The organism is Brachybacterium paraconglomeratum (assembly GCF_039541415.1).
GTDB lineage: Bacteria > Actinomycetota > Actinomycetes > Actinomycetales > Dermabacteraceae > Brachybacterium > Brachybacterium paraconglomeratum_A.
The window spans coordinates 126,190-147,703 of record NZ_BAABGE010000007.1; the positions used below are offsets into that span (position 1 = coordinate 126,190).

Genomic DNA, 21,514 nt, shown 5'->3' on the forward strand with positions numbered 1-21,514 from the left:
GCGAGGAAGGTTGCCGACCGGGTGGATGGGGGAGCGGCGAGGGGTGTTCGCGGGCCGGACGCGCCTGCGCCATCCGCGCTGGCCCACCTACCCTCGGCAGGGCGCCGTTGGCGCCCCTCCGGCACGTCCGCCGGGACGGAAGAGTGCGAGATCAGGAGCAGACATGCGCGCCCACGAAGCCGGAGCCCTTCACGGCAACGATGCCGCCCCCACCTGGTTGCCCTACCCGAGCGATGTCAACACCCTGATCGACGGGCTCTGGTCGCGGAACACCGCCCGCACCGCCGACGGAGCTGTCGAGATCGGCGGCGTGGATGTGCACCGCATCGCGGAAGAGGTCGGCACTCCGGCCTTCGTGCTCGACGAGGACGACTTCCGCACCCGTGCCCGCTCCTTCCGCGACGCCTTCGCCGAGGCGTTCCGCCCGCTGTCCGGAGCCGACGTCTACTACGCAGGGAAGGCATTCCTCTGCGGAGCGGTCGCCCGCTGGGTCGAAGAGGATGGACTGGGCCTCGACGTCTGCACCGGTGGCGAACTCGCCGTGGCGCTCCGGGCGGGCTTCCCCGGCGAGCGGATGGCCCTGCACGGCAACAACAAGTCCCCCGCGGAGATCCGCCGTGCGCTCGACGCCGGTGTGGGCCGCATCGTCATCGACTCGCTCGACGAGATCGACCTGGTCGAGGAGATCGCTGCGGAGCGAGGTGCGCAGGCCGGGGTCATGCTGCGCGTCACCACCGGCGTCGAAGCGCATACCCACGAGTTCATCGCGACCGCCCATGAGGACCAGAAGTTCGGTCTCTCGATCACCGGCGGGGCGGCCTTCGACGCGGTGCAGCGCACCCTGGACGCCCCACACCTGAACCTGGTCGGCCTCCACTCCCACATCGGCTCCCAGATCTTCGACGTCGGCGGCTTCGAGGTCGCCGCGCGCCGCGTGCTCGACCTGGTCGCCCGGATCCGCGACGAACTGGGCCACACGATCGACCAGCTCGACCTCGGCGGCGGCTTCGGCGTCATGTACAACACCCAGCACACGCCGGCCACGCCCGAGGCGCTCGCCGCCGGGATCGCCGGGATCGTCGAGAAGCAGTGCCTCGAGCTCGAGCTCGAGGTGCCCCATGTGTCCTTCGAGCCCGGCCGTGCGATCGCCGGCCCCTCCACGCAGACCCTCTACACGGTCGGCACCGTCAAGGACGTGCGCCTCGGCGGCCCCCATCACCGCGTCTACGTCTCGGTCGACGGCGGCATGAGCGACAACGTGCGCACCGCCCTCTATGACGCCGACTATTCCTGCCTGCTCACCGGTCGGGTCTCCGACGTCACCCCCGAGGTGGTCCGCGTGGTCGGCAAGCACTGCGAGAGCGGCGACATCGTGGTCAAGGACGAGTACCTGCCCGGCGACGTGCGCCGTGGCGACCTGATCTCGGTCCCGGTCACCGGTGCGTACTGCTACTCACTGGCCTCGAACTACAACCACGTCCCACGGCCGCCGGTGGTCGCGGTGCGTGACGGTCAGATCCGCACCCTGATCCGTCGAGAGACGGAGGAGGACCTGCTGGGCCTCGACGTCGGCTGACCAGGTCGACGTCCGCTGACCCGGTTGGCCCAGCGGCCACTGCCCGCGCTCGCTCCCCGCCCCGTGCCGTTCCTGACGACCGCTGTCGCAATCGTTCATGCAGGGTCACGGAGCGTCCCTGCCCTCGGATACAGTGCGAGGGCCCGACTCCACCGATCCGTCGGACCCCGTGGAAGGACCACCTCGCAGATGTCATTGCACCACTCCGGCAGGCCGGTGTCCCCTGATCTGCCGACGCTCCGAGTCGCCGTCCTCGGCGCCGGGACCGTCGGTTCAGAAGTGCTGCGCCTGCTCTCCCAGCAGGGCAGCGAGCTCGCTCACCGGATCGGTGGCAGGCTCGAGGTGATCGGCGTCGCCGTGCGCGACCTCGCACGCGACCGCGGAGCGCATGTGCCCGCCGCACTCCTCACCGAAGATGCGACCCGCCTGGTGCAGGAAGCGGACCTGGTGGTCGAGGTGATGGGCGGCATCGAGCCGGCCCGCACGCTGCTGCTGGATGCCATGGCCCACGGCGCCAGCGTGGTGACCGCCAACAAGGCGCTGCTCGCCCAGGACGGCGTCTCGCTCTACGAAGCGGCCGACGCCCACGGCGTGGACCTCTACTTCGAAGCGGCGGTCGCCGGCGCGATCCCGCTGGTGCGCCCGGTGCGAGAGTCCCTCGCCGGGGACCGCATCCAGCGCGTGCTCGGGATCGTCAACGGCACCACGAACTTCATCCTCGACGCCATGACCCGCACCGGGGCCAGCTTCGAGAACGCTCTGGCCGACGCCCAGCAGCTCGGCTACGCCGAAGCCGACCCCACGGCAGACGTCGAAGGCCACGACGCCGCCGCGAAAGCGTCCATCCTCGCCTCGCTCGCCTTCCATAGCCGCGTGCGGCTCGCGGACGTGCACTGCGAAGGTATCACCGCCGTCTCTGCGCAGGACATCACTGCGGCCGCCCGCATGGGGCGCACCATCAAGCTGCTCTCGATCGTCGAGCGGATCGAGGAGGAGGGCGGCGAGCGGATCTCGGCTCGGGTCTATCCTGCGCTGATCCCCGACCACCACCCCCTGGCTTCGGTGTCCGAGGCCTACAACGCGGTGTTCATCGAGGCGGAGGCCGCAGGCTCGCTGATGTTCTACGGACAGGGCGCCGGGGGCGCACCGACCGCCTCCGCGATCCTCGGTGATGTGGTCTCGGCGGCCCGCGCCCGCGTCCACGGGGGAGTGGGGCCGCGGGAGTCCCGCTATGCCGAGCTCGAGTCGATCCCCCTCGAGGAGCTGCGCAGTGCCTTCTACATCTCGCTCACCGTGCAGGACCGTCCCGGCGTGCTCGCCGAGATCGCCGGCACCCTCTCGGGCTACGGGATCTCGATCTCGACCATTCACCAGGAGCTGCTGGATGAGCACGGTGAAGAGGGTGGGCACGCCCGTGCCCACATCGGCATCAGCACACATCGCGCACTGGAGTCCGCGATGACTGCCTCGCTGGATGTGTTCTCGTCCACTGCCACGGTGCTCAGCATCGATTCCATCCTGCGCATCGAAGGAGAATGACCCCCATGGCACATCAGTGGCGCGGCGTCCTCGCCGAATATCTTGAGCATCTTCCGTTCTCCGCGAACGACACCCTGCTGACCCTGGGAGAGGGCGGCACCCCGCTGATCTACGCCCCCAGCCTGTCCAAGGCGGTGGGCGCCGAGGTGCACATCAAGGTCGAGGGCATGAACCCGACCGGCTCCTTCAAGGACCGCGGCATGGTCTCCGCGATGTCGAAGGCGCTCAACGACGGCGCGACCGCCGTGGTCTGCGCCTCCACCGGCAACACCAGCGCCTCCGCGGCTGCCTATGCCACAGCCGCGGGCCTGACCTGCGCGGTGCTCCTGCCGCAGGGCAAGATCGCCGCCGGCAAGCTCGCCCAGGCCGTCGTGCACGGCGCGAAGCTGATCCAGGTCGACGGCAACTTCGATGACTGCCTCGAGATCGCCCGCAAGCTCGATGCGGAGCACCCCATCGAACTTGTGAACTCGGTGAACCCCTACCGGCTCCAGGGCCAGAAGACCGCCGCCTTCGAGGTGAGCGATGCCCTGGGCAGAGCCCCGGACATCCACATCCTCCCGGTCGGCAACGCCGGGAACATCTCCGCCTACTGGATGGGCTACCGCGAATATCGCGAAGCCGGCATCACCGATGCGCTCCCGCAGATGTGGGGATTCCAGGCCGCTGGTTCCGCTCCCTTCGTGGCGGGTCACCCGATCAGCAACCCCGAGACCATCGCCACCGCGATCCGGATCGGCGCGCCGGCCTCCTGGGATCTCGCCGTGACCGCGCGCGATGACTCCGGTGGTCTCATCGACTCCGTCACCGACCAGCAGATCCTCGACGCGCAGAAGCTCCTCGCCGGAGAGGTCGGCATCTTCGTCGAGCCCGCCTCGGCCGCCGGCGTCGCCGGGCTGCTGCAGCAGTCTCAGCGCGGACTGGTCCCCGCCGGTGCGACGATCGCGATCACCGTCACCGGCAACGGGCTCAAAGACACCGATACAGCTTTGACTCAGCATGATCTGACGCCGACGGTCGTGCCGGTCGACATCGCCGCCGCAGCGGAGGCCATCGGCCTGTGAGGATCCAGAACACGCGAGTGTCCGTACAGGTCCCCGCGACGTCCGCGAACCTCGGCCCCGGGTTCGACACCCTGGGACTCGCGCTGGACCTCTGCGATGATCTCACGGTCGAGGCGACCACGGGCTCGATCGAGATCGAGGTCGAGGGGGAGGGGGCCGGCGCGGTCCCCTCCGGCGAAGACCATCTGGTCGTGCGCGCACTGCGCCGCGGACTGGACCACGCCGGTGCACCTCAGACCGGCCTGCGGCTGCGCGCGCTGAACCGGATCCCGCACGGCCGAGGCCTGGGTTCGAGCGCCGCCGCGACCATCGCCGGCCTGCTGCTCGCACGCGGGATGATCTCGGATCCGCGGGCGCTGGATGATCAGGCCATCCTGCAGCTGGCCACCGAGTTCGAGGGGCACCCCGACAATGCCGCTCCGGCGCTCCTGGGCGGCGTGGTCCTCTCCTGGATGCAGGGCGACACGGCCCGTGCGGTGCCGCTGGCCTGCGCGGAGGGGGTGCTGCATCCCGTGGTGCTGCTGCCGAGCGCGACGCTCTCCACCCATCAGGCCCGCGGACTGCTCCCCGAGCAGGTCCCTCACCATGACGCGGTCTACAACGCGTCCCGGGCGGCGCTCCTCGTGCACGCGCTGACCGGCGCTCCCGAGCTGCTGCTGGACGCGACGGAGGACCGTCTCCATCAGGAGCAGCGCTCCGCCGGGATGCCGGAGAGCATCGAGCTGATGAAGGTGCTGCGCCGAGAGGGCCACCCCGCAGTGGTCTCCGGTGCGGGTCCTTCGGTGCTGGTCCTGTCCGGTCAGCGCGGGGACCTCGCGCCCCTGGTGCGCCGCTTCGTCACGGACCCCACCGCCTGGCGGATCGCCGAGGTGCGGCTGCGAGAGATCCCTTCTGCCCCTGTGGTAGGTTGAGCCTGCGTCCAGACGACATCGCACGACGCAGAATCCTGCAGCAGATCCCTGGTGGACGCTGTGCGCAGAAGTCCGCGCCTCGATGTACCCCTGATCAGTGCTTCGCACGGTCCTCGCGCACCTTTCACGACGTGCCCCGCAGGTCCGTGCACCTCCGCTGACGCACCCAGAACCACACCGGCAGGCCGACCACAGATGCCTTGCATCGTGGGGGAGAACCCTGCTCGGACCAGTCGCTGCAGCATCCGAAGCCCAAGAGCCTCCGACGCTGCGCGGCACCCAGACCAGACCAGAGCCGGCGAGAACGGCTCGACAGGAAGGAACCCGGGTGAACGACACCACTTCCGGCGCAGATCTTGCGGCGAAGAAGCTTCCCGAACTGCAGGCCATAGCCGCTGAGCGCGGCATCAAGGGCGCCCGTCGGCTGCGCAAGAGCGAGCTGATCGACGCGATCCGCGGGGGTGGATCCTCGTCATCAGCAGCGCCCACGACGGCAGAGCCCTCCGCCGCGGCGCCTGCCTCTGCCGCTCCGGCGGCGGCAGCTGAGGCTCCGGCGCAGAGTGCTTCTGCACAGAGCGCTCCGGCGCAGACAGCTCCAGAGCAGGGCGAGGTCCCCGCCCAGCCGGCTCAGCAGAGCCCGCGGGACGAGTCCGGTGATGACCGGGCCGAGCAGAGCACCCGCAGCCGGTCCCGCTCCCGCCGCGGCGGCCAGACCGCCGCCCGACAGGACGAGGCCGCTCCCGGTCTGGGCATCGAGCTGCCGAGCGGCACTGCCGCTCGTGAGCAGCAGGACGAGCGCACCGAGGCCTCCGCCGAGCGCCTGCAGGACCGTGGCCAGCAGGAACGGAATCAGCAGGATCGCAGCCAGCAGGATGACGGCCGCGAAGGCGGCGGTCAGCAGCGTGGTGGCCAGCAGCGTGGAGGCCGCGACCAGCAGCGCAGCTCGCGCAGCGGCGGCCAGCAGGGCGGCAACCAGCAGGACGCGAACCAGCAGAGTGGCAGCCAGCAGGACGCGAACCAGCAGGGCGGCGGCCAGCGCCGCCGGCTCGAGGACATCGAGCTGCCGGATCGCTCCGGCGAGCAGGACGAGGACCGTCAGGGCGGAGACGACTACGACGATGACCGCCGTGGCCGGTCCCGCAGCCGCAACCGCTCCCGCGACCGCAAGCGTCGCGGCCGCGGCGCTCCGAACGATCAGGATGGCCAGGATCACCAGGGCGGCCCGCGGAACCAGGGCGGTCAGGACTCCCAGGGCGGTCCGCGGAACCAGGGTGGACAGGACCACCAGGGCGGCCAGCGCAGCCAGGGTGGGTCGTCGAATCAGGGCGGCCAGCAGGACCGTGGCGACGTCCGTGACAGCGATGAGCTGATGTCCATCGCGGGCATCCTGGACATCCGCGACAACAACGCCTACGTGCGCACCACCGGCTACCTGCCCGGTGCGAGCGACGTGTACGTGACGATGAACCAGGTCAAGCGTGCAGGTCTGCGCAAGGGCGATGCGATCACCGGGCAGGTCAAGGCGCCGCGCGACGGCGAGGATCACCAGGTCGAACAGCAGCAGCAGCATTACAGCGGTGGCCGGAACCGTCGCGGCAAGAGCGGTGGCGGCGGCGGTGGTGGCAACCAGAGCAAGTACGCGGCGCTGGTGCAGGTCGACACCATCAACGGGATGCCTCCTGAGCGTGCGCGCCAGCGGGTGGACTTCAGCAAGCTCACCCCGCTGTACCCGGACGAGCGGCTGCGCCTGGAGACGGATCCCAAGGCCGTCGCCCCCCGACTGATCGATCTGGTCTCGCCCGTCGGCAAGGGCCAGCGCGGACTCATCGTCGCGCCCCCGAAGGCCGGCAAGACGATCATCATGCAGCAGATCGCCAACGCGATCACCACCAACAACCCCGAGGTCCACCTCATGGTCGTGCTCGTCGACGAGCGCCCCGAAGAGGTCACCGACATGCAGCGCACCGTCAAGGGTGAGGTCATCGCCTCGACCTTCGACCGCCCTGCCTCGGATCACACGATCGTCGCGGAGCTCGCGATCGAGCGGGCGAAGCGCCTGGTCGAGATGGGCCGCGACGTGGTCGTGCTGCTGGACTCGCTGACCCGCCTGTCCCGTGCGTACAACCTTGCCGCCCCGGCCTCCGGACGCATCCTCTCCGGTGGTGTGGACGCCTCAGCGCTGTACCCGCCGAAGCGCTTCTTCGGTGCAGCCCGGAACATCGAGCACGGCGGTTCGCTGACCATTCTGGCCTCGGCCCTGGTGGAGACCGGTTCCAAGATGGACGAGGTCATCTTCGAGGAGTTCAAGGGCACCGGCAACATGGAGCTGCGCCTGTCCCGCCATCTCGCGGACAAGCGCATCTTCCCGGCCGTGGACGTCAACGCCTCCGGCACCCGCCGTGAAGAGGCGCTGATGGGCAAGGAGGAGCTGGCCATCATGTGGAAGCTCCGTCGCGTCCTGGGCTCGCTCGAGCAGCAGCAGGCGCTCGAGATCCTCATGGAGCGGGTCAAGAAGACTCAGTCGAACACCGAGTTCCTCATGACGGTCCAGAAGAACACTCCCAGCGTGAACGGGCGCAGCAGCGACTGAGCTGCCTCCTCCCGCCACCGAGCGGGCTGCAGACGCCGCAGGGCCTGCCCACCGACCATGGTGGGCAGGCCCTGCGGCGTCTGCGACGTGATGCTCGCGCGGTCTGCTGCCCCGAACGGCTTGTGAGGACGCGGAAGACGGGATAGCGTGATCCAGCGTGAACGTTCACGTCCAAAGTCGGACCTTTCCAGAAGGATGAACACCTCCATGCCTCACGATTCCTCCACCTTCCGCTGGGCCGTTCTCGGCCCCGGCTCGATCGCCCGCCGCTTCGCCTCCCAGCTGCCCGCCTCGCAGAATGGCGTCCTGGTCGCCGTCGGCAGCAGCTCGGCAGAACGCGCTCAGAGCTTCGCCGAGGAGTTCCCGCTCGCGGAGCCGGCGCTGATCGGTGACTACGAGGAGGTGCTCGCTTCCGACGAGGTCGATGCCGTCTACATCTCGACCGTCCACACCGGCCACGCCCGGCTGGCGGCCATGGCCCTCGAGGCCGGCAAGCACGTGCTGTGCGAGAAGCCCCTGACGCCGAACGCCGGCACCTCGATGGCGCTCATCGATCTCGCCACCCGCAGCGGCCGGGTGCTGCTCGAGGCCTATATGTACCGCTTCCACCCCCAGACCCAGCGGGTGCTCGAGCTCGTCTCCGAAGGTGCGATCGGCGAGGTCACCCATGTCGATGCGTCCTTCGCCTTCGACACCGGCGGCCGCAGCGGGCGCCTGTTCGACACGGCCCTCGCCGGAGGCGGCATCCTCGACGTGGGCTGCTACCCGATGTCACTGGCCCGATTCGTCGCCGGCGCTGCACAGGGCAGGGCTTTCGCCGATCCCCTCACCGTCACCGGCAGCGGCACCCTCGGGGAGACCGGCGTGGACGAATGGGCCACCGCCGAGCTCACCCTGCCCGGCGCGATCACCGCGAGCCTGCGCACCGGCGTGCGGCTGGCAGATCCGCAGTCCGCGACCATCACCGGTTCCCGCGGCGTGATCCGGCTGAGCGACCCCTGGGCGCTCGGCGCGGAGCCGACGGTGATCGAGCTCGACGTGGTCGGGGAGCAGCCCCAGCGGCTCGAGATCCCCGCCGCCTCGCCCTACGCCCTGGAGGCCGACGCGCTCGCCCGCGCGGCCCGCGGCGACGGCGTGGTCCCCGAGCTCACCGGGGACAACTCGCTCGGCCAGGCACGCGCACTGGACCAGTGGCGCGAGCAGATCGGTCTGCGTTACCCCTTCGAAGCGGACACCGCCGACATCCCCACCCTCACCGGGCGCCCCCTGGCGCACGGCTCGGTGCAGTCGGGCCCGGCCATGACCTACGGCAGCATCCCCGGCATCGAGAAGCAGCTCTCGCGCCTGGTGATGGGCTGCGACAACCAGATGAACCTCGCCCACGCCACGGCGATGTTCGACGCCTTCTTCGAGATCGGCGGGACCACCTTCGATACCGCCTACATCTACGGCGGCGGGCACGTCGAGAAGCTCTTCGGCCAGTGGGTGCGCAACCGCGGGGTGCGCGAGGACGTCGTGGTCATCACCAAGGGGGCGCACACCCCTCACTGCGATCCGGAGTCGATCACGCGTCAGCTCGAGGAGTCCCTCGAGCGCCAGGGCACGGACTACGCGGACCTCTACATGATGCATCGCGACAACCCCGAGATCCCGGTCGGTGAGTTCGTGGACGTGATGGACGAGCACCTGCGCGCCGGTCGGATCCGCGCCTATGGCGGCTCGAACTGGACCCCGGCCCGGGTGGACGAGGCCAACGCCTACGCCCGCGCCAATGGCCGCGCCGGCTTCACCGGAGTGTCCAACCACTTCGGCCTCGCCGAGGCGCTGGACGTGCCGTGGGCCGGTTGCGTCCACGCCACTGACGCGGACTCCAAAGCCTGGCTCGAGGAGCGAGGCATCGCCCTGCTTCCCTGGTCCTCGCAGGCCCGCGGATTCTTCACCGGTCGTGCCCATCCCGAGGACCGCTCGGATGCCGAGCTGGTGCGCTGCTACTACAGCGACGAGAACTTCGAGCGGCTCGCCCGCGCCGAGCAGCTCGGTGGGGAGCGTGGGGTCCCGGCCACGGCGATCGCCCTGGCCTTCGTGCTGCACCAGAAGTTCCCGACCTTCGCCCTGTTCGGTCCGCGCAGCATTGCCGAGATGCGCTCGTCCACCCTGGGCCTGGGCGTCGAGCTGACCGCGGAGGAGATGGCCTGGCTGGACCTGAAGTCGCCAGTACGATGAGCGGCATGTCGCGTCGAGCCACCATCATCGATGTCGCGGAGCGGGCCGGGGTCTCCCGGCAGACTGTCTCCCGCGCGATGAACGACCTGCCCGGCATCAGTGCCGGGACCCGGGAGAAGGTGCTCGAGGCGGCCAAGGAACTGAACTACCGGCCCTCACGCTTCGGCCGCGGGCTCGTCGAGCAGGGCCCGATCACCCTCGGGCTGGTGGTCGAGGATCTCTCGAACTCCTACTTCGCAGAGCTCGGCGCGGCCGTGGTGCGCGCTTGCGCGCCCCACGGCTGGAACGTCGTGCTCGCTGAAGCGATGAATGCGCCGAACCCGCAGCGGGTGGCAGGGGACCTGGCCCGACGGGTCGACGCGCTGGTCGGTTACGGCGTGCTCACCGACGACATCCGCGGCCAGGGCGGGATGCCGGTGGTCCAGCTCGATGGCCGTCCCGCCCACCTCGAGGCGGGAGGGGTGGTCGAGCTCGTTCGTGAAGAGGCCATGGCCGACCTGGCAGCGCACCTGGGTCGTGCTGGTGCACGACGGCCTGTGGTGCTCGACCTGATCGGAGGCCTCGGCCGTGCCCGCAGTCAGGCCCTCGCCGCAGCCCTCTCCCCGCTGGTGAGGGAGGGCGAGGTGCCGGTGCGCGAGGTGGATGCGAAAGAAGGGCACCGGGAGTTCCTCGAGGAGGTCCTCGCCGACGGCGTCGATACGATCGTCGCCTTCAACGACGAGCTCGCCGTCCGCCTGCTGCGAGCTCTGCGCGCGCTCGGCGTCCCCGTTCCGAGACGATTGCGGCTGGTGGGCGTCGACGGGCTCGAGATCGGCTCGCTGGTCACCCCCGAGCTGACCACTCTGAGCATCGACATCGAAGCAGTGGCCCGGGAGACCGTCGCGCTCGTCGCCGGAATGCTCGACGGCTCCGTCCCGCTCACCGGGGAGGGCGCCCATCGGGTGGTGTCGTACCACCTGGAAGTGCGCGCTTCCACCTGAGCACCGCGCTGCTGTGGAGTCGCGAGGCTGTGGGCGCACGACGGTGCGGCAGCGCGATGTTGCGCACGCCGCACTCGCAGCTCTCGCCGGGGAGGGTCGGGTCGTGGCAGACTGTGACGTCGGTTCTGGTTCACGGTGCCCGCCGGGCGCCGACCCAGCGACCCCGAGCAAGGAGAGTCATGAAGGCTGATATTCACCCCGCATACGGCGAGACCACGGTGACCTGCACCTGCGGTAACTCGTTCACCACTCGCAGCACCAAGAGCAACGGTGCGATCAGCACCGAGGTCTGCTCCGAGTGCCACCCGTTCTACACCGGCAAGCAGAAGATCCTGGACACCGGCGGCCGCGTCGCTCGCTTCCAGGCCCGCTACGGCAAGAAGAACTGATCCACGCCTCCGACGCCGGTGCGCGCCTGCGGGCACGCACCGGCGTCGTCGCATGTGAGGGCCCGGCCCTCGGGCTCCAGGGATGCAGGGGAAGAGGCATCGATGAGTGAGCGCGACGCACCAGATCGGCTCGCACCGCTGCGCCTCGAGCATGCCCGGCTCCAGGAGTCGATGGCCGATCCCGCCCTGCATGATGACCCGGCTCGTGCCCGCCGGGTCGGTCGGCGTTATGCGGAGCTCGAGAGCGTCCTGTCGGCCTCCGCACAGCTGGAGAGCACTGCCGCTGATCTCGAGACCGCCCGTGAGCTGCTCACGCTGGACGACGGGGACGAGGAGCTGATCGCCGAGGCGGAGCAGCTCACCGCCCGCCTCGAGCGAGAGCGCGAGCACCTCGACGACCTGCTCGCCCCGCGCGATCCCGACGACGTCCGCGACGTGCTCCTGGAGATCAAGGCAGGAGCCGGCGGCGAGGAATCTGCACTGTTCGCCACCGAGATGCTGCGCATGTACCGCGCCTATGCCGAGTCCAAGGGGTGGCGCCTGGAGGTGCTCACCACCGCCGAGTCCGACCTCGGCGGCCTCAAGGACGTCACCGTCGCGATCACCGCGCGCACCGTGAGCGGGCCAGGGGATGGCGTCTACGCGCACCTCAAGCATGAGGCGGGCGTGCACCGCGTCCAGCGTGTCCCGGTCACCGAGTCCCAGGGGCGGATCCACACCTCCGCCGTCGGCGTGCTGGTGCTGCCCGAAGCGGATGACACCGATGAGACGGAGCTGCTGGCCGAGGCGATGGCACCCGCGAACCTCCGCATCGACGTCTTCCGCTCGAGCGGGCCGGGCGGCCAGAGCGTCAACACCACCGACTCCGCAGTGCGGATCACCCACCTGCCCACCGGCGTGGTGGTCTCCTGTCAGGACCAGAAGAGCCAGCTGCAGAACCGCGATCAGGCGATGCGGATCCTGCGCACCCGTCTGCTGGACGCGCGCCGCGCCGAGCAGCAGGCACAGTCCTCGGCCGCTCGCCGTTCCCAGGTACGCAGCGTGGACCGCAGCGAGCGCATCCGCACGTACAACTTCCCCGAGTCCCGGGTGGCGGATCACCGCACCGGGTACAAAGCCGGCAACCTCTCCCAGGTCCTCGCCGGGGACCTCGAGGACCTGATCACCTCATCCCGGGTCGCCGAGCGGGACGCCCGTCTGGCCGAAGCCCAGGCCGGCACCGCTGAGGACCAGCTCTGATGGATGCGCTGGAGCTGCGCACTCGGCTGCGCGTGGCACTGGCCGAGACGACTCAGAGGCTCGGCGCCGCCGGAGTACCGTCCCCGAGCGTCGATGCCCGCGCGCTGATCGCCCATGCGGCACAGACCGAGCAACCGCTGGTGATGCTCGACGAGCTCCCCGAGGATTTCTCCGAGGAGCTCGAGCAGCTCACCACCCGGCGTGAGCAGCGCGAGCCTCTGCAGCTGATCCTCGGCCGTGCTCCCTTCCGCCGGCTGATGCTCACGGTGCGTCCCGGCGTCTTCATCCCGCGGCCGGAGACCGAGCTGGCCCTGGACCTCCTGCGCGAGCGCCTCCCCGAAACCCCCACCCTGGTGGCGGACCTCTGCGCGGGCTCCGGTGCACTGGGCGCCGCCGTGCTCGACGAGATCCCTGGTGCGAGCGTCCTGGCCATCGAAGTCGATGCCGAGGCGGCGGCCCTCAGCTCCGAGAATCTCGAGCTCGCGGGGCCCGGCCGCGGCCGGGTGCTGCAGGCGGACCTCACCCGGGAGATCCCGGAGCTGACCGCCGCAGCTCCTTTCGACGCGATACTCTCCAATCCTCCCTATATCCCGCCGGGCGCGGTGCCCCGTGACGCAGAGGTGATCGCGCATGATCCGCATCGTGCACTCTTCGGCGGCGGGGACGACGGCCTGGAAGTGCCGCGAGCGGTCATCGCCTGGGCCGGACGCCTGCTGCGGCCCGGGGGAGTGCTGATCATGGAGCATGCGGACGTCCAGGGCGCGGCGACCCGCGCTCTCGCCGCCGAGCTCGACTGCTTCGACCTGCTGACCACCGCCCCCGATCTGACCGGCCGCGAACGTTTCCTCATCGCGCGCCGCTCCCAGGGGGCACCGAACCTCGAAAGTGAGAGACTGTCCCGGTGAGCGTGCATGACACCCAGAATCCAGAAGCCCGCGAGGAAGCCCTCGCCGCTGCCGTCGACGCCGTCCGCGGAGGTGAGCTGATCGTCCTGCCGACGGACACCGTCTACGGCATCGGCGCCGACGCCTTCACCCCGGAGGCGGTCGAGGCGCTGCTCGAGGCCAAGGGCCGCGGCCGGGACACCCCGCCACCGGTGCTGATCGGCGACCACGCCGTGCTGCTCGCTCTGGCCACGGACCTCCCCGACTATGTGGAAGACCTCGTCGAGGAGCTGTGGCCCGGCGCCCTGACCCTGATCCTCACCGCTCAGCCTTCGCTCACCTGGGACCTCGGGGAGACCCGCGGCACCGTCGCGCTGCGGATGCCCGAGGATGAGGTGGCGCTGGAGCTGCTGCGCCGCACCGGCCCGCTCGCCGTCTCGAGCGCCAACCGCCATGGCAAGCCCGCCGCGAACAGCGTCCTGGACGCGGCCACCCAGCTCGGCGACTCGGTCGCGATCTACCTCGACGGCGGGCCTGCCCGCATCGGCGCCAGCTCCACCATCCTGGACACCACCGTCACCCCCGCAGAGATCGTCCGCGAAGGCGCGATCTCCCAGGAGCGCATCATCGAGGTGGTCGGAGACATCTTCACCGCCCCCGAACCCGAAGCAGATCCTGAGGACGATGCCAAGGCTGTGACCGAGGACGCCGCCGCGGTGGGCGAGGCAGAGGCCACTGACGAGGGCTCGGCCGACATCACCTCCGCAGCGTCCGACGACAGCTCCGCCGCCGGTGACTCCGATGTCGTCACCGCCAGCACCCCAGATGTCGGCGGAGACGCGGCCCCCGGCGACATAGCCCCCGGCGACACAGCGCCCGGTGCGAACCAGATCGGCGAGCCCGGTGAGGCCCCGTCACCGTCGCACACCTCCGTCCTGAACCTCCCCTCCGAGCCGGAGCAGTCCGCGACCAGCACCGAGCTGCCGCTCACCGAGACCTCGCTGGACGGGATCGGTGAGGCGTCTGCCGTGCCCGGGGACTCCGGCACGCAGGAAGGTCCCGCGGAGAACACGCCCGGGTGAGGATCTATCTCTTCCTCCTGCTGCTCGCAGCGGCGGTCGCCTACCTGGTGACCCCCGCTGTGAGGCTGCTGGCTCGGCGTGCAGGGGCGATGACAGCGGTGCGGGACCGCGACGTGCATGACGCCGTGACCCCACGGCTGGGGGGCCTCGCGATGCTCGTGGCCGTGGTCTGCGCGATGCTGGTGGCGAGCAACGTCCCCTTCCTCGAAGGGCTCTTCCGCGATTCCCGCCAGCCCTGGGCGATCCTCGCCGCCGGGGCGCTCGTCTGCCTGCTCGGCGCGGCCGATGACAAGTGGGACCTGGACTGGGTGACCAAGCTCGCCGGTCAGGTGCTGGCAGCGCTGCTGCTGGCCTGGCAGGGCGTGAGCCTGGTGACCCTGCCGATCAACGGCGTCACCGTTCTCTCGGGACGGACCGCGCTGATCCTCACCGTGCTGGTCGTGGTGGTGAGCATGAACGCGGTCAACTTCGTGGACGGCCTCGACGGGCTCGCCGCCGGTGTGATGGCCATCGGCGGCTCCGCCTTCTTCATCTACGCCTACACGCTCACCCGCAGCGCCTCGGCCACGGACTACTCCTCGCTGGCCGCGCTGCTGACCGCAGTGATGATCGGGGCGTGTCTGGGCTTCCTGCCCCACAACCTCACCCGCGCCCGGATCTTCATGGGTGACTCCGGGTCGATGCTGCTGGGCCTGCTGCTGGCCGCGAGCACCATCGCGGTGACCGGCCAGGTGGACCCCGGGCGGCTCTCCGGCGCGGACTTCTTCGGCCAGTTCCTCCCGATCCTGCTCCCGATCGGGGTGATGGTGGTCCCGTTCCTGGACTTCGCGCTCGCGGTGGTGCGACGGATCGGCTCCGGGAAGTCCCCGTTCCACGCGGACAAGTCGCATCTGCACCACCGCCTGCTCAGCCTCGGGCACAGCAAACGCACCGCTGTGCTGATCATGTACACCTGGACCGTGGTCATCTCCGTGGGGCTCCTGCTCCCGCTGGTGCTCCCGATGCGCACGGTCGTCATCTTCTGGGTGATCGGTCTGCTGTTCGCCGTCCTGCTCACCTTCGACCCCCTCAGATGGCGCTCCGGCCGTCACCGGAAGGAATCCGATGTCCCCTCACCCTGAGAACCCCTCCGCCTCGGCGCCGCAGAGGACGGCCCGCGTCGCCGCCGGCGACCGGGCCATGCAGCGCACCACCCTGATCGCACTCGCCGTGGGCATCCTGCTGGCTGCCGTCGTGGTGATCATCGCCGCGACGCGCCCCGACCCCGGCGCCCTCCTGGGCGCCCTCATCGGTGCTGGGCTGACCCTGGTGATCGTGCTGCCGACGGTGGCCATCACCTTCCTCGGAAGACGACTCACCCCGATCTCGATGGCCGCCACCGTGCTCGGCAGCTGGGCACTGAAGATGTTCATTGTGATCCTCGTCCTGATCGCCGTGAAGGACCTCGCCAGCGTCTCCACCCCGTGGATCGGGCTTGCACTGCTGGTCGGCGCGGTCTCAGCCGTGCTGGTCGAAGCAGTGCTGCTGGCCCGCACCCGCCAGCCCCTGGATGTAGAGCCCCCTCAGAGCCCCGAGGACGACCCGGCGAACCCCGTCGGCTCATGAGTCTCTGTTATGCTTCCGAAGGCGCTCGACCGCAGATCACGGGCCATAACCGTGACCGCGACGAGAGCTGATCGACCACCCCGGACCGCCATAGCGTCGTCCAACGCCGTACGCACGGTGGCCGCACCGCAAGTGGTCTCGATCTGGCATGACCATCCAGGCCGTCTCCGACGGTCGAACGAACCTGGGAGATCGAGCTGAACACCGCAGACCTCAGTCCCGCACTGTATGCAGAGGACTCCTTCTTCCACATCCCCACGCTGGGGGAGTTCTTCCCGGAAGCGCTCCTCTTCGAGGGCACGTGGTTCGAGTTCAACCGCGTCCAGCTGGTGCGACTCATCGTCATCGCCGTCGTGCTGATCGCCATGTGCATCATCGCCTCGCGGGCCAAGCTGGTCCCCGGCCGTGTGCAGAGCGTCATCGAGCTGGTCATCGACTTCGTGAACAACAACATCATCGCGAACACGCTGGGCCTGAAGGACGGCAAGCGCTTCGCCCCGATGCTCATCACGATGTTCTTCTTCATCCTCTCGATGAATCTGGCCGGTGTGATCCCCGGCCTGAACCTCGCGGGCACCTCCGTGATCGGCCTGCCGCTGCTGCTGGCGCTGTGGACCTTCGTCACCTACGTCAGCGCCGGCGTCAAGAAGCACGGCTTCCTCGGCTACCTGAAGTCCGAGACCATGCCCCCCGGCATCCCGTGGCCGATCTACATCCTGCTGATCCCGATCGAGCTGCTGCAGGTCGTCGTGATCCGCTGGGCCTCGCTCACGATCCGACTGCTCGCGAACATGGTCGCCGGCCACATGATGATCGTGGTCTTCATCGGCATGACCCACGCGCTGCTGTTCTCCGGCGACTGGCTGATCGCGATCAGCCCCTTCGCCGGCGCGATGGCCATCGGCATCTACGGCTTCGAGATCTTCGTCGGCGCACTGCAGGCCTTCATCTTCACGATGCTGACCGCCGTGTACATCCAGCTCGCCACCTCCGACGAGCACTGACCCCCGTCTCGGCGGGGCGGCCGGAGGGCCACCGCCGAACGGATTTCACCCCTGAAGACCTGATCGTCGCCCTCACGCGGCACAACGAAAGGAAACACCCATGGAGCCCACGATCCTCGCCGAGGTGTCCGGCAACATCGCGACCATCGGTTACGGCCTCGCCGCGATCGGCCCGGGCATCGGCCTCGGCATCCTGGTCGGCAAGACTGCAGAGGCTCAGGCTCGTCAGCCCGAGATGCGCTCGCAGCTGCAGACCACGATGCTCATCGGCGTCGCCTTCACCGAGATCCTCGCGCTGCTGGCGATCGTCACCGGCCTGATCTTCTGAGGTAGAGCAGATGAATCTGGCAGAAGCAGGGGGAGAAGTCCCCGGCTGGCGGCTGCTCATCCCGCTACCGCAGGAGATCGTCTGGTCGGCGATCTTCCTGCTGATCTTCGTGCTCGTCTTCATGAAGTTCGTGCTCCCGCGCATGAACGCCGTGCTCGACGAACGCTCAGAGAAGATCGAGGGCGGCATCCGCAACGCGGAGAAGGTCCAGGAGCAGGTCGACCAGCTCAAGAGCGATCAGGAGCAGGAGCTTGCTGCCGCACGGCAGGAAGCCGCCTCCATCCGCGAGAAGGCCCGCACCGACGGTCAGAAGATCGTCGACGAGGCCCGTACCCGTGCCGACTCCGAGAACGAGCGCGTGCTCGCCACCGGTCGTCAGCAGCTCAGCGCCGAGCGGATCGCCGCTTCGACCGAGCTGCGGGGAGAGGTCGGGACGCTCGCGAGCGATCTGGCCTCCAAGATCGTCGGCGAGTCCCTCACCGACGATGAGCGCTCACGCCGAGTGATCGACCGGTTCCTGGACGACCTCGAGTCGAACCAGACCACCACCCGATAAGGAACCGTGATGCGAGGAACCTCCTCCACCTCCTTCGCCGAGGTGCTCCGGCAGGCAGAAGCCGCCTTCGCAGGCAGCAACGGCACGCTGGAGTCCGAGGCCCAGGAGCTGTTCTCGGTGGCTGATGCCATCGACTCCAGCAACCAGCTCGTCCGCACCCTCTCCGATCCCGGCCGTCCGGCTGCGGTCAAGGAGGCCACCGTGCGTGCGCTGCTGGGCAGCCGGGTCAGCCCGCAGAGCCTCGAGCGCACGCTCGAGATCGTTCAGCGACGCTGGTCCGAGCAGGAGGACATCCTCGATGCCCTCGAGCTGCTGGGCGTTTCCGCCCTGCTGGAGCAGGCGCAGTCCGAGGGCGTCCTCGAGCAGGTCGAGGGAGAGCTCTTCGAGATCTCCCAGCTGATCGACGACAGCGGTGACCTCACGGTGGCGCTCGACGGAGCGCGGGAGAACCCTTCGCAGCGCGCGACCATCCTGCGCTCGCTGCTGGAGGGTCGCACCCACCGGCTCGCTCTTGCCCTCGCGGCCAGAGCCGTCGGACGTCGCACCGCGAGCAAGCCGGCCCGTCGGGTCGAGGAGTTCGCACGCTTCGCCTCCGATCGTCGCCGTCGCGTCTTCGCTGCAGTATCGAGCGCGGTGGCCCTGAACGAGGCACAGCAGTCCCGACTCGGCGCGGTCCTCGCCGGGATCTACGGCCGAGAGGTTCAGATGAACCTCCAGGTCGACCCTGATGTCGTGGGCGGTCTCCGGATCCAGGTCGGCGACGACCTCTACGACGCCACTGTGCTGGCCCGGCTCTCCCGAGCCCGGTCACAGCTGGTGGCCTGACTCAGACCCGACGCCCCGGCGTCCCCAGCACATTGTGAAGACCATCCCCCCCAGCGGGGAGACCGAGAGGAAGCGAAGCACCAGATGGCGGAGCTCACGATCAGCCCGGAGGAGATCCGGAACGCGCTGGACACTGCGGTGTCCACCTACCAGGCAGGCGCCACCGAGCGCGAGGAGGTCGGCCGCGTCAGCGAGGCAGCCGATGGCATCGCGCGCGTCGAGGGTCTGCCGAACGTCATGGCCAACGAGCTGGTGCGCTTCGAGGACGGCACCCTCGGCCTCGCCCTGAACCTCGAACTGCGCGAGATCGGCGTCGTCGTGCTCGGTGAGTTCAGCGGCATCGAGGAGGGCCAGCAGGTGCGTCGCACCGGTCAGGTGCTCTCCGTGCCCGTCGGCGACGGCTACCTCGGCCGCGTGGTCGACCCGGTCGGCGCTCCGATCGACGGCCTCGGCGAGATCGAGACCGTGGGCCGTCGCGCCCTCGAGCTCCAGGCTCCCGGCGTCATGCAGCGCAAGGCCGTCAAGGAGCCCATGCAGACGGGCCTCAAGGCGATCGACGCGTTGACCCCGATCGGCCGTGGCCAGCGCCAGCTGATCATCGGTGACCGCCAGACCGGCAAGACCGCGATCGGCATCGACACCATCCTGAACCAGAAGGCGAACTGGGAGTCGGGCGACCCCGACAAGCAGGTCCGCTGCATCTATGTCGCCATCGGCCAGAAGGGTTCGACCATCGCCTCGGTGCGGGCGACCCTCGAGGACGCAGGCGCGATGGAGTACACCACCATCGTCGCGGCCCCGGCCTCGGACCCGGCCGGCTTCAAGTACATCGCCCCCTACACCGGCTCGGCCATCGGCCAGCACTGGATGTACGAGGGCAAGCACGTCCTCATCGTCTTCGATGACCTCTCGAAGCAGGCTGAGGCCTACCGCGCCGTGTCGCTGCTGCTGCGTCGTCCGCCGGGCCGCGAGGCCTACCCGGGTGACGTCTTCTACCTGCACTCCCGTCTGCTCGAGCGCTGTGCGAAGCTCTCGGACGAGCTGGGCGGCGGCTCGATGACCGGCCTGCCGATCATCGAGACCAAGGCGAACGACGTCTCGGCGTACATCCCGACCAACGTCATCTCGATCACCGATGGCCAGTGCTTCCTGCAGTCGGATCTGTTCAACGCCAACCAGCGCCCCGCGGTCGACGTCGGCATCTCGGTGTCTCGCGTCGGCGGCTCGGCTCAGACCAAGGCCATGAAGTCGGTCTCGGGCACGCTGAAGATCGACCTCGCCCAGTACCGGGACCTCGAGGCCTTCGCGATGTTCGCCTCGGACCTCGACGCCGCCTCGAAGCAGCAGCTGAGCCGTGGCGCCCGCCTGATGGAGCTGCTCAAGCAGTCCCAGTACTCGCCGTTCCCGATGGAGGAGCAGGTCGTCTCGATCTGGGCCGGCACCAAGGGCAAGTTCGACGACCTCGAGGTCGACGACGTCCGCGCCTTCGAGGGTCAGCTGCTCGAGCACCTCCGTCATAACGGCGGTGTGCTCGAAGCGATCCGCAGCACCGGCAAGTTCGAGTCCGCGACCGAGGAGGAGCTCTCGAGCATCCTCGATCAGGTCAAGCAGGACTACCTCGCCGGCAAGGGCGAGGGCGCGGTGCGCAATGACGAGAGCGGCCGGCTGGCAGCCGATCAGATCGAGCAGGAGCAGATCGTCCGCGGCTGATGCGAGCTGCCGCCGCCTCTGACCAGGCGGCGGCATCCGCCGGACGCATCCACCCCGCACGAGGAGAGACATGGGAGCCCAACAGAGGGTTTACAAGCAGAAGATCCGTTCAGCCCAAGGGATGAAGAAGATCTTCAAGGCCAAGGAGATGGTCGCTGCGTCGCGCATCGCCAAGGCCCACGCCCGGGTGTTGGCGACGACGCCGTACGCCGAGGCGCTCACGAGCGCCATCGGCTCGGTGGCCACCCACTCCGATGAGATCACGCACCCGTTCCTGGACAGCGAGCGCCGCCAGACGGGCCGTGCGGGGATCCTGATGCTCACGGCGGATCGCGGCATGACCGGTCCGTACTCCCACAACGTGATCCGGGCTGCCGAGCAGCTCGCGAACACGCTGCGGGATGAGGGCAAGGAACCGGTGATGTACGTCGTCGGCCGCAAGGGCGAGTCGTACTACCGCTTCCGCAACCGCCCGCCGCAGCGCTCATGGACGCCGTACAAGGAGGATGAGCTGCCCGATCTCGGTCGGGAGATCGCTGGTGTCCTCACCGAGGATCTCCTCAGCGAGGACCAGTCCGTGCATCTCGATGAGCTGTACGTGGTCAGCACCCAGTTCAGAACCCGTTTCGCCCAGGATACGAAGTCCATCCGAATGGTGCCGATGGGTCTTGTCGAGGCGGGCGCAGAGGCGTCCCGGCCGACGTTCCCGCTGTACGAGTTCGCTCCCGACGCCGACACCGTCGTCGCGGAGCTGATGCCGCGCTACGTCGAGGCGAGGATCATCAACATCCTGCTCCAGGGGATGGCCTCGGAGCACGCGTCCACGCAGCGTGCGATGAAGTCCGCGACCGATAACGCGGAGACCCAGATCGACAAGTTCACCCGATTGGCGAACTCCGCTCGCCAGGCGGAGATCACCCAGGAGATCACGGAGATCGTCGGCGGCGCCGACGCCCTCTCGGGATCTGGCCGCACCGAACGCTGAGACCCTGGCCGACTGCGCCCCGCG

Annotated in this window: 19 protein-coding genes; all 19 read left to right on the plus strand. The window is 69.2% G+C overall.

The features are described from left to right. Window positions 1-163: 163 nt before the first annotated feature. The 19 genes from lysA (at window position 164) to ABD893_RS09970 (ending at window position 21,490) form a co-directional block, all read left to right on the plus strand. Entirely contained in the window at window positions 164-1,576 is a 1,413-nt protein-coding gene (lysA, locus tag ABD893_RS09880; RefSeq protein ID WP_345079086.1) for a diaminopimelate decarboxylase, read from the plus strand. A gap of 189 nt (window positions 1,577-1,765) precedes the next feature. Next, window positions 1,766-3,115 carry a homoserine dehydrogenase gene (locus ABD893_RS09885; protein WP_345079089.1) on the plus strand — a complete coding sequence of 450 codons (1,350 nt, stop codon included), beginning with the start codon at window positions 1,766-1,768 and terminating at the stop codon, window positions 3,113-3,115. 5 nt (window positions 3,116-3,120) lie between these two features. Continuing rightward, on the plus strand, window positions 3,121-4,179 hold the full coding sequence (thrC, locus tag ABD893_RS09890) for a threonine synthase (protein ID WP_345079092.1): 1,059 nt from the start codon (window positions 3,121-3,123) through the stop codon (window positions 4,177-4,179). Further along, on the plus strand, window positions 4,176-5,090 hold the full coding sequence (thrB, locus tag ABD893_RS09895) for a homoserine kinase (RefSeq protein ID WP_345079095.1): 915 nt from the start codon (window positions 4,176-4,178) through the stop codon (window positions 5,088-5,090). Before thrC ends, thrB begins: the two co-directional genes overlap by 4 nt. Before the next feature lie 328 nt (window positions 5,091-5,418). Further along, on the plus strand, window positions 5,419-7,680 hold the full coding sequence (gene rho, locus ABD893_RS09900; protein ID WP_345079098.1) for a transcription termination factor Rho: 2,262 nt from the start codon (window positions 5,419-5,421) through the stop codon (window positions 7,678-7,680). A gap of 207 nt (window positions 7,681-7,887) precedes the next feature. Then, window positions 7,888-9,903: an aldo/keto reductase gene (locus tag ABD893_RS09905; RefSeq protein ID WP_345079101.1), complete on the plus strand. Its 2,016-nt coding sequence runs from the start codon at window positions 7,888-7,890 to the stop codon at window positions 9,901-9,903. 5 nt (window positions 9,904-9,908) lie between these two features. After that, window positions 9,909-10,883, plus strand: a complete 975-nt coding sequence (locus tag ABD893_RS09910) for a LacI family DNA-binding transcriptional regulator (protein WP_345079104.1) — start codon at window positions 9,909-9,911, stop codon at window positions 10,881-10,883. Window positions 10,884-11,062: 179 nt separating this feature from the next. Then, window positions 11,063-11,272, plus strand: a complete 210-nt coding sequence (gene rpmE, locus ABD893_RS09915) for a 50S ribosomal protein L31 (protein ID WP_345079107.1) — start codon at window positions 11,063-11,065, stop codon at window positions 11,270-11,272. A gap of 102 nt (window positions 11,273-11,374) precedes the next feature. Further along, window positions 11,375-12,511, plus strand: a complete 1,137-nt coding sequence (gene prfA, locus ABD893_RS09920) for a peptide chain release factor 1 (RefSeq protein WP_345079110.1) — start codon at window positions 11,375-11,377, stop codon at window positions 12,509-12,511. Then, complete coding sequence (locus tag ABD893_RS09925; protein WP_345079113.1) at window positions 12,511-13,416, plus strand: N5-glutamine methyltransferase family protein; 906 nt, start codon at window positions 12,511-12,513, stop codon at window positions 13,414-13,416. The genes prfA and ABD893_RS09925 overlap by 1 nt, the downstream gene beginning before the upstream one ends. After that, window positions 13,413-14,477 carry an L-threonylcarbamoyladenylate synthase gene (locus ABD893_RS09930; protein ID WP_345079116.1) on the plus strand — a complete coding sequence of 355 codons (1,065 nt, stop codon included), beginning with the start codon at window positions 13,413-13,415 and terminating at the stop codon, window positions 14,475-14,477. Before ABD893_RS09925 ends, ABD893_RS09930 begins: the two co-directional genes overlap by 4 nt. Next, a complete protein-coding gene (locus tag ABD893_RS09935) occupies window positions 14,474-15,598 on the plus strand; it encodes an MraY family glycosyltransferase (RefSeq protein WP_345079119.1) in 1,125 nt (374 codons plus the stop codon). The genes ABD893_RS09930 and ABD893_RS09935 overlap by 4 nt, the downstream gene beginning before the upstream one ends. Beyond that, window positions 15,582-16,082 carry a Cg1360 family ATP-synthase-associated protein gene (locus ABD893_RS09940; protein WP_345079121.1) on the plus strand — a complete coding sequence of 167 codons (501 nt, stop codon included), beginning with the start codon at window positions 15,582-15,584 and terminating at the stop codon, window positions 16,080-16,082. The genes ABD893_RS09935 and ABD893_RS09940 overlap by 17 nt, the downstream gene beginning before the upstream one ends. 251 nt (window positions 16,083-16,333) lie before the next feature. After that, window positions 16,334-17,086: a F0F1 ATP synthase subunit A gene (gene atpB, locus ABD893_RS09945; protein ID WP_486599004.1), complete on the plus strand. Its 753-nt coding sequence runs from the start codon at window positions 16,334-16,336 to the stop codon at window positions 17,084-17,086. A 100-nt stretch (window positions 17,087-17,186) separates the two neighbouring features. Next, complete coding sequence (atpE, locus tag ABD893_RS09950) at window positions 17,187-17,414, plus strand: ATP synthase F0 subunit C (RefSeq protein WP_087485484.1); 228 nt, start codon at window positions 17,187-17,189, stop codon at window positions 17,412-17,414. Between the two features lie 10 nt (window positions 17,415-17,424). Then, window positions 17,425-17,970 carry a F0F1 ATP synthase subunit B gene (locus ABD893_RS09955; protein WP_345079127.1) on the plus strand — a complete coding sequence of 182 codons (546 nt, stop codon included), beginning with the start codon at window positions 17,425-17,427 and terminating at the stop codon, window positions 17,968-17,970. Window positions 17,971-17,979: 9 nt separating this feature from the next. Continuing rightward, window positions 17,980-18,795: a F0F1 ATP synthase subunit delta gene (locus ABD893_RS09960; protein WP_345079129.1), complete on the plus strand. Its 816-nt coding sequence runs from the start codon at window positions 17,980-17,982 to the stop codon at window positions 18,793-18,795. Window positions 18,796-18,879: 84 nt separating this feature from the next. Next, window positions 18,880-20,505: a F0F1 ATP synthase subunit alpha gene (gene atpA, locus ABD893_RS09965; RefSeq protein WP_345079131.1), complete on the plus strand. Its 1,626-nt coding sequence runs from the start codon at window positions 18,880-18,882 to the stop codon at window positions 20,503-20,505. A gap of 70 nt (window positions 20,506-20,575) precedes the next feature. Next, window positions 20,576-21,490 (plus strand): F0F1 ATP synthase subunit gamma, encoded by a 915-nt coding sequence (locus ABD893_RS09970; protein ID WP_345079133.1) that lies wholly within the window; start codon window positions 20,576-20,578, stop codon window positions 21,488-21,490. Window positions 21,491-21,514 lie beyond the last annotated feature (24 nt).

What these genes read in the sequence shown, in the direction of transcription:
- atpE (WP_087485484.1), top strand. Translation starts at nt 17,187, where the DNA reads ATGGAGCCCACGATCCTCGCCGAGGTGTCCGGCAACATCGCGACCATC.
- ABD893_RS09910 (WP_345079104.1), top strand. Translation starts at nt 9,909, where the DNA reads ATGTCGCGTCGAGCCACCATCATCGATGTCGCGGAGCGGGCCGGGGTC.
- ABD893_RS09960 (WP_345079129.1), top strand. Translation starts at nt 17,980, where the DNA reads ATGCGAGGAACCTCCTCCACCTCCTTCGCCGAGGTGCTCCGGCAGGCA.
- lysA (WP_345079086.1), top strand. Translation starts at nt 164, where the DNA reads ATGCGCGCCCACGAAGCCGGAGCCCTTCACGGCAACGATGCCGCCCCC.
- prfA (WP_345079110.1), top strand. Translation starts at nt 11,375, where the DNA reads ATGAGTGAGCGCGACGCACCAGATCGGCTCGCACCGCTGCGCCTCGAG.
- ABD893_RS09925 (WP_345079113.1), top strand. Translation starts at nt 12,511, where the DNA reads ATGGATGCGCTGGAGCTGCGCACTCGGCTGCGCGTGGCACTGGCCGAG.
- ABD893_RS09940 (WP_345079121.1), top strand. Translation starts at nt 15,582, where the DNA reads ATGTCCCCTCACCCTGAGAACCCCTCCGCCTCGGCGCCGCAGAGGACG.
- ABD893_RS09885 (WP_345079089.1), top strand. Translation starts at nt 1,766, where the DNA reads ATGTCATTGCACCACTCCGGCAGGCCGGTGTCCCCTGATCTGCCGACG.
- ABD893_RS09905 (WP_345079101.1), top strand. Translation starts at nt 7,888, where the DNA reads ATGCCTCACGATTCCTCCACCTTCCGCTGGGCCGTTCTCGGCCCCGGC.
- ABD893_RS09955 (WP_345079127.1), top strand. Translation starts at nt 17,425, where the DNA reads ATGAATCTGGCAGAAGCAGGGGGAGAAGTCCCCGGCTGGCGGCTGCTC.
- ABD893_RS09970 (WP_345079133.1), top strand. Translation starts at nt 20,576, where the DNA reads ATGGGAGCCCAACAGAGGGTTTACAAGCAGAAGATCCGTTCAGCCCAA.
- atpA (WP_345079131.1), top strand. Translation starts at nt 18,880, where the DNA reads ATGGCGGAGCTCACGATCAGCCCGGAGGAGATCCGGAACGCGCTGGAC.
- thrC (WP_345079092.1), top strand. Translation starts at nt 3,121, where the DNA reads ATGGCACATCAGTGGCGCGGCGTCCTCGCCGAATATCTTGAGCATCTT.
- rpmE (WP_345079107.1), top strand. Translation starts at nt 11,063, where the DNA reads ATGAAGGCTGATATTCACCCCGCATACGGCGAGACCACGGTGACCTGC.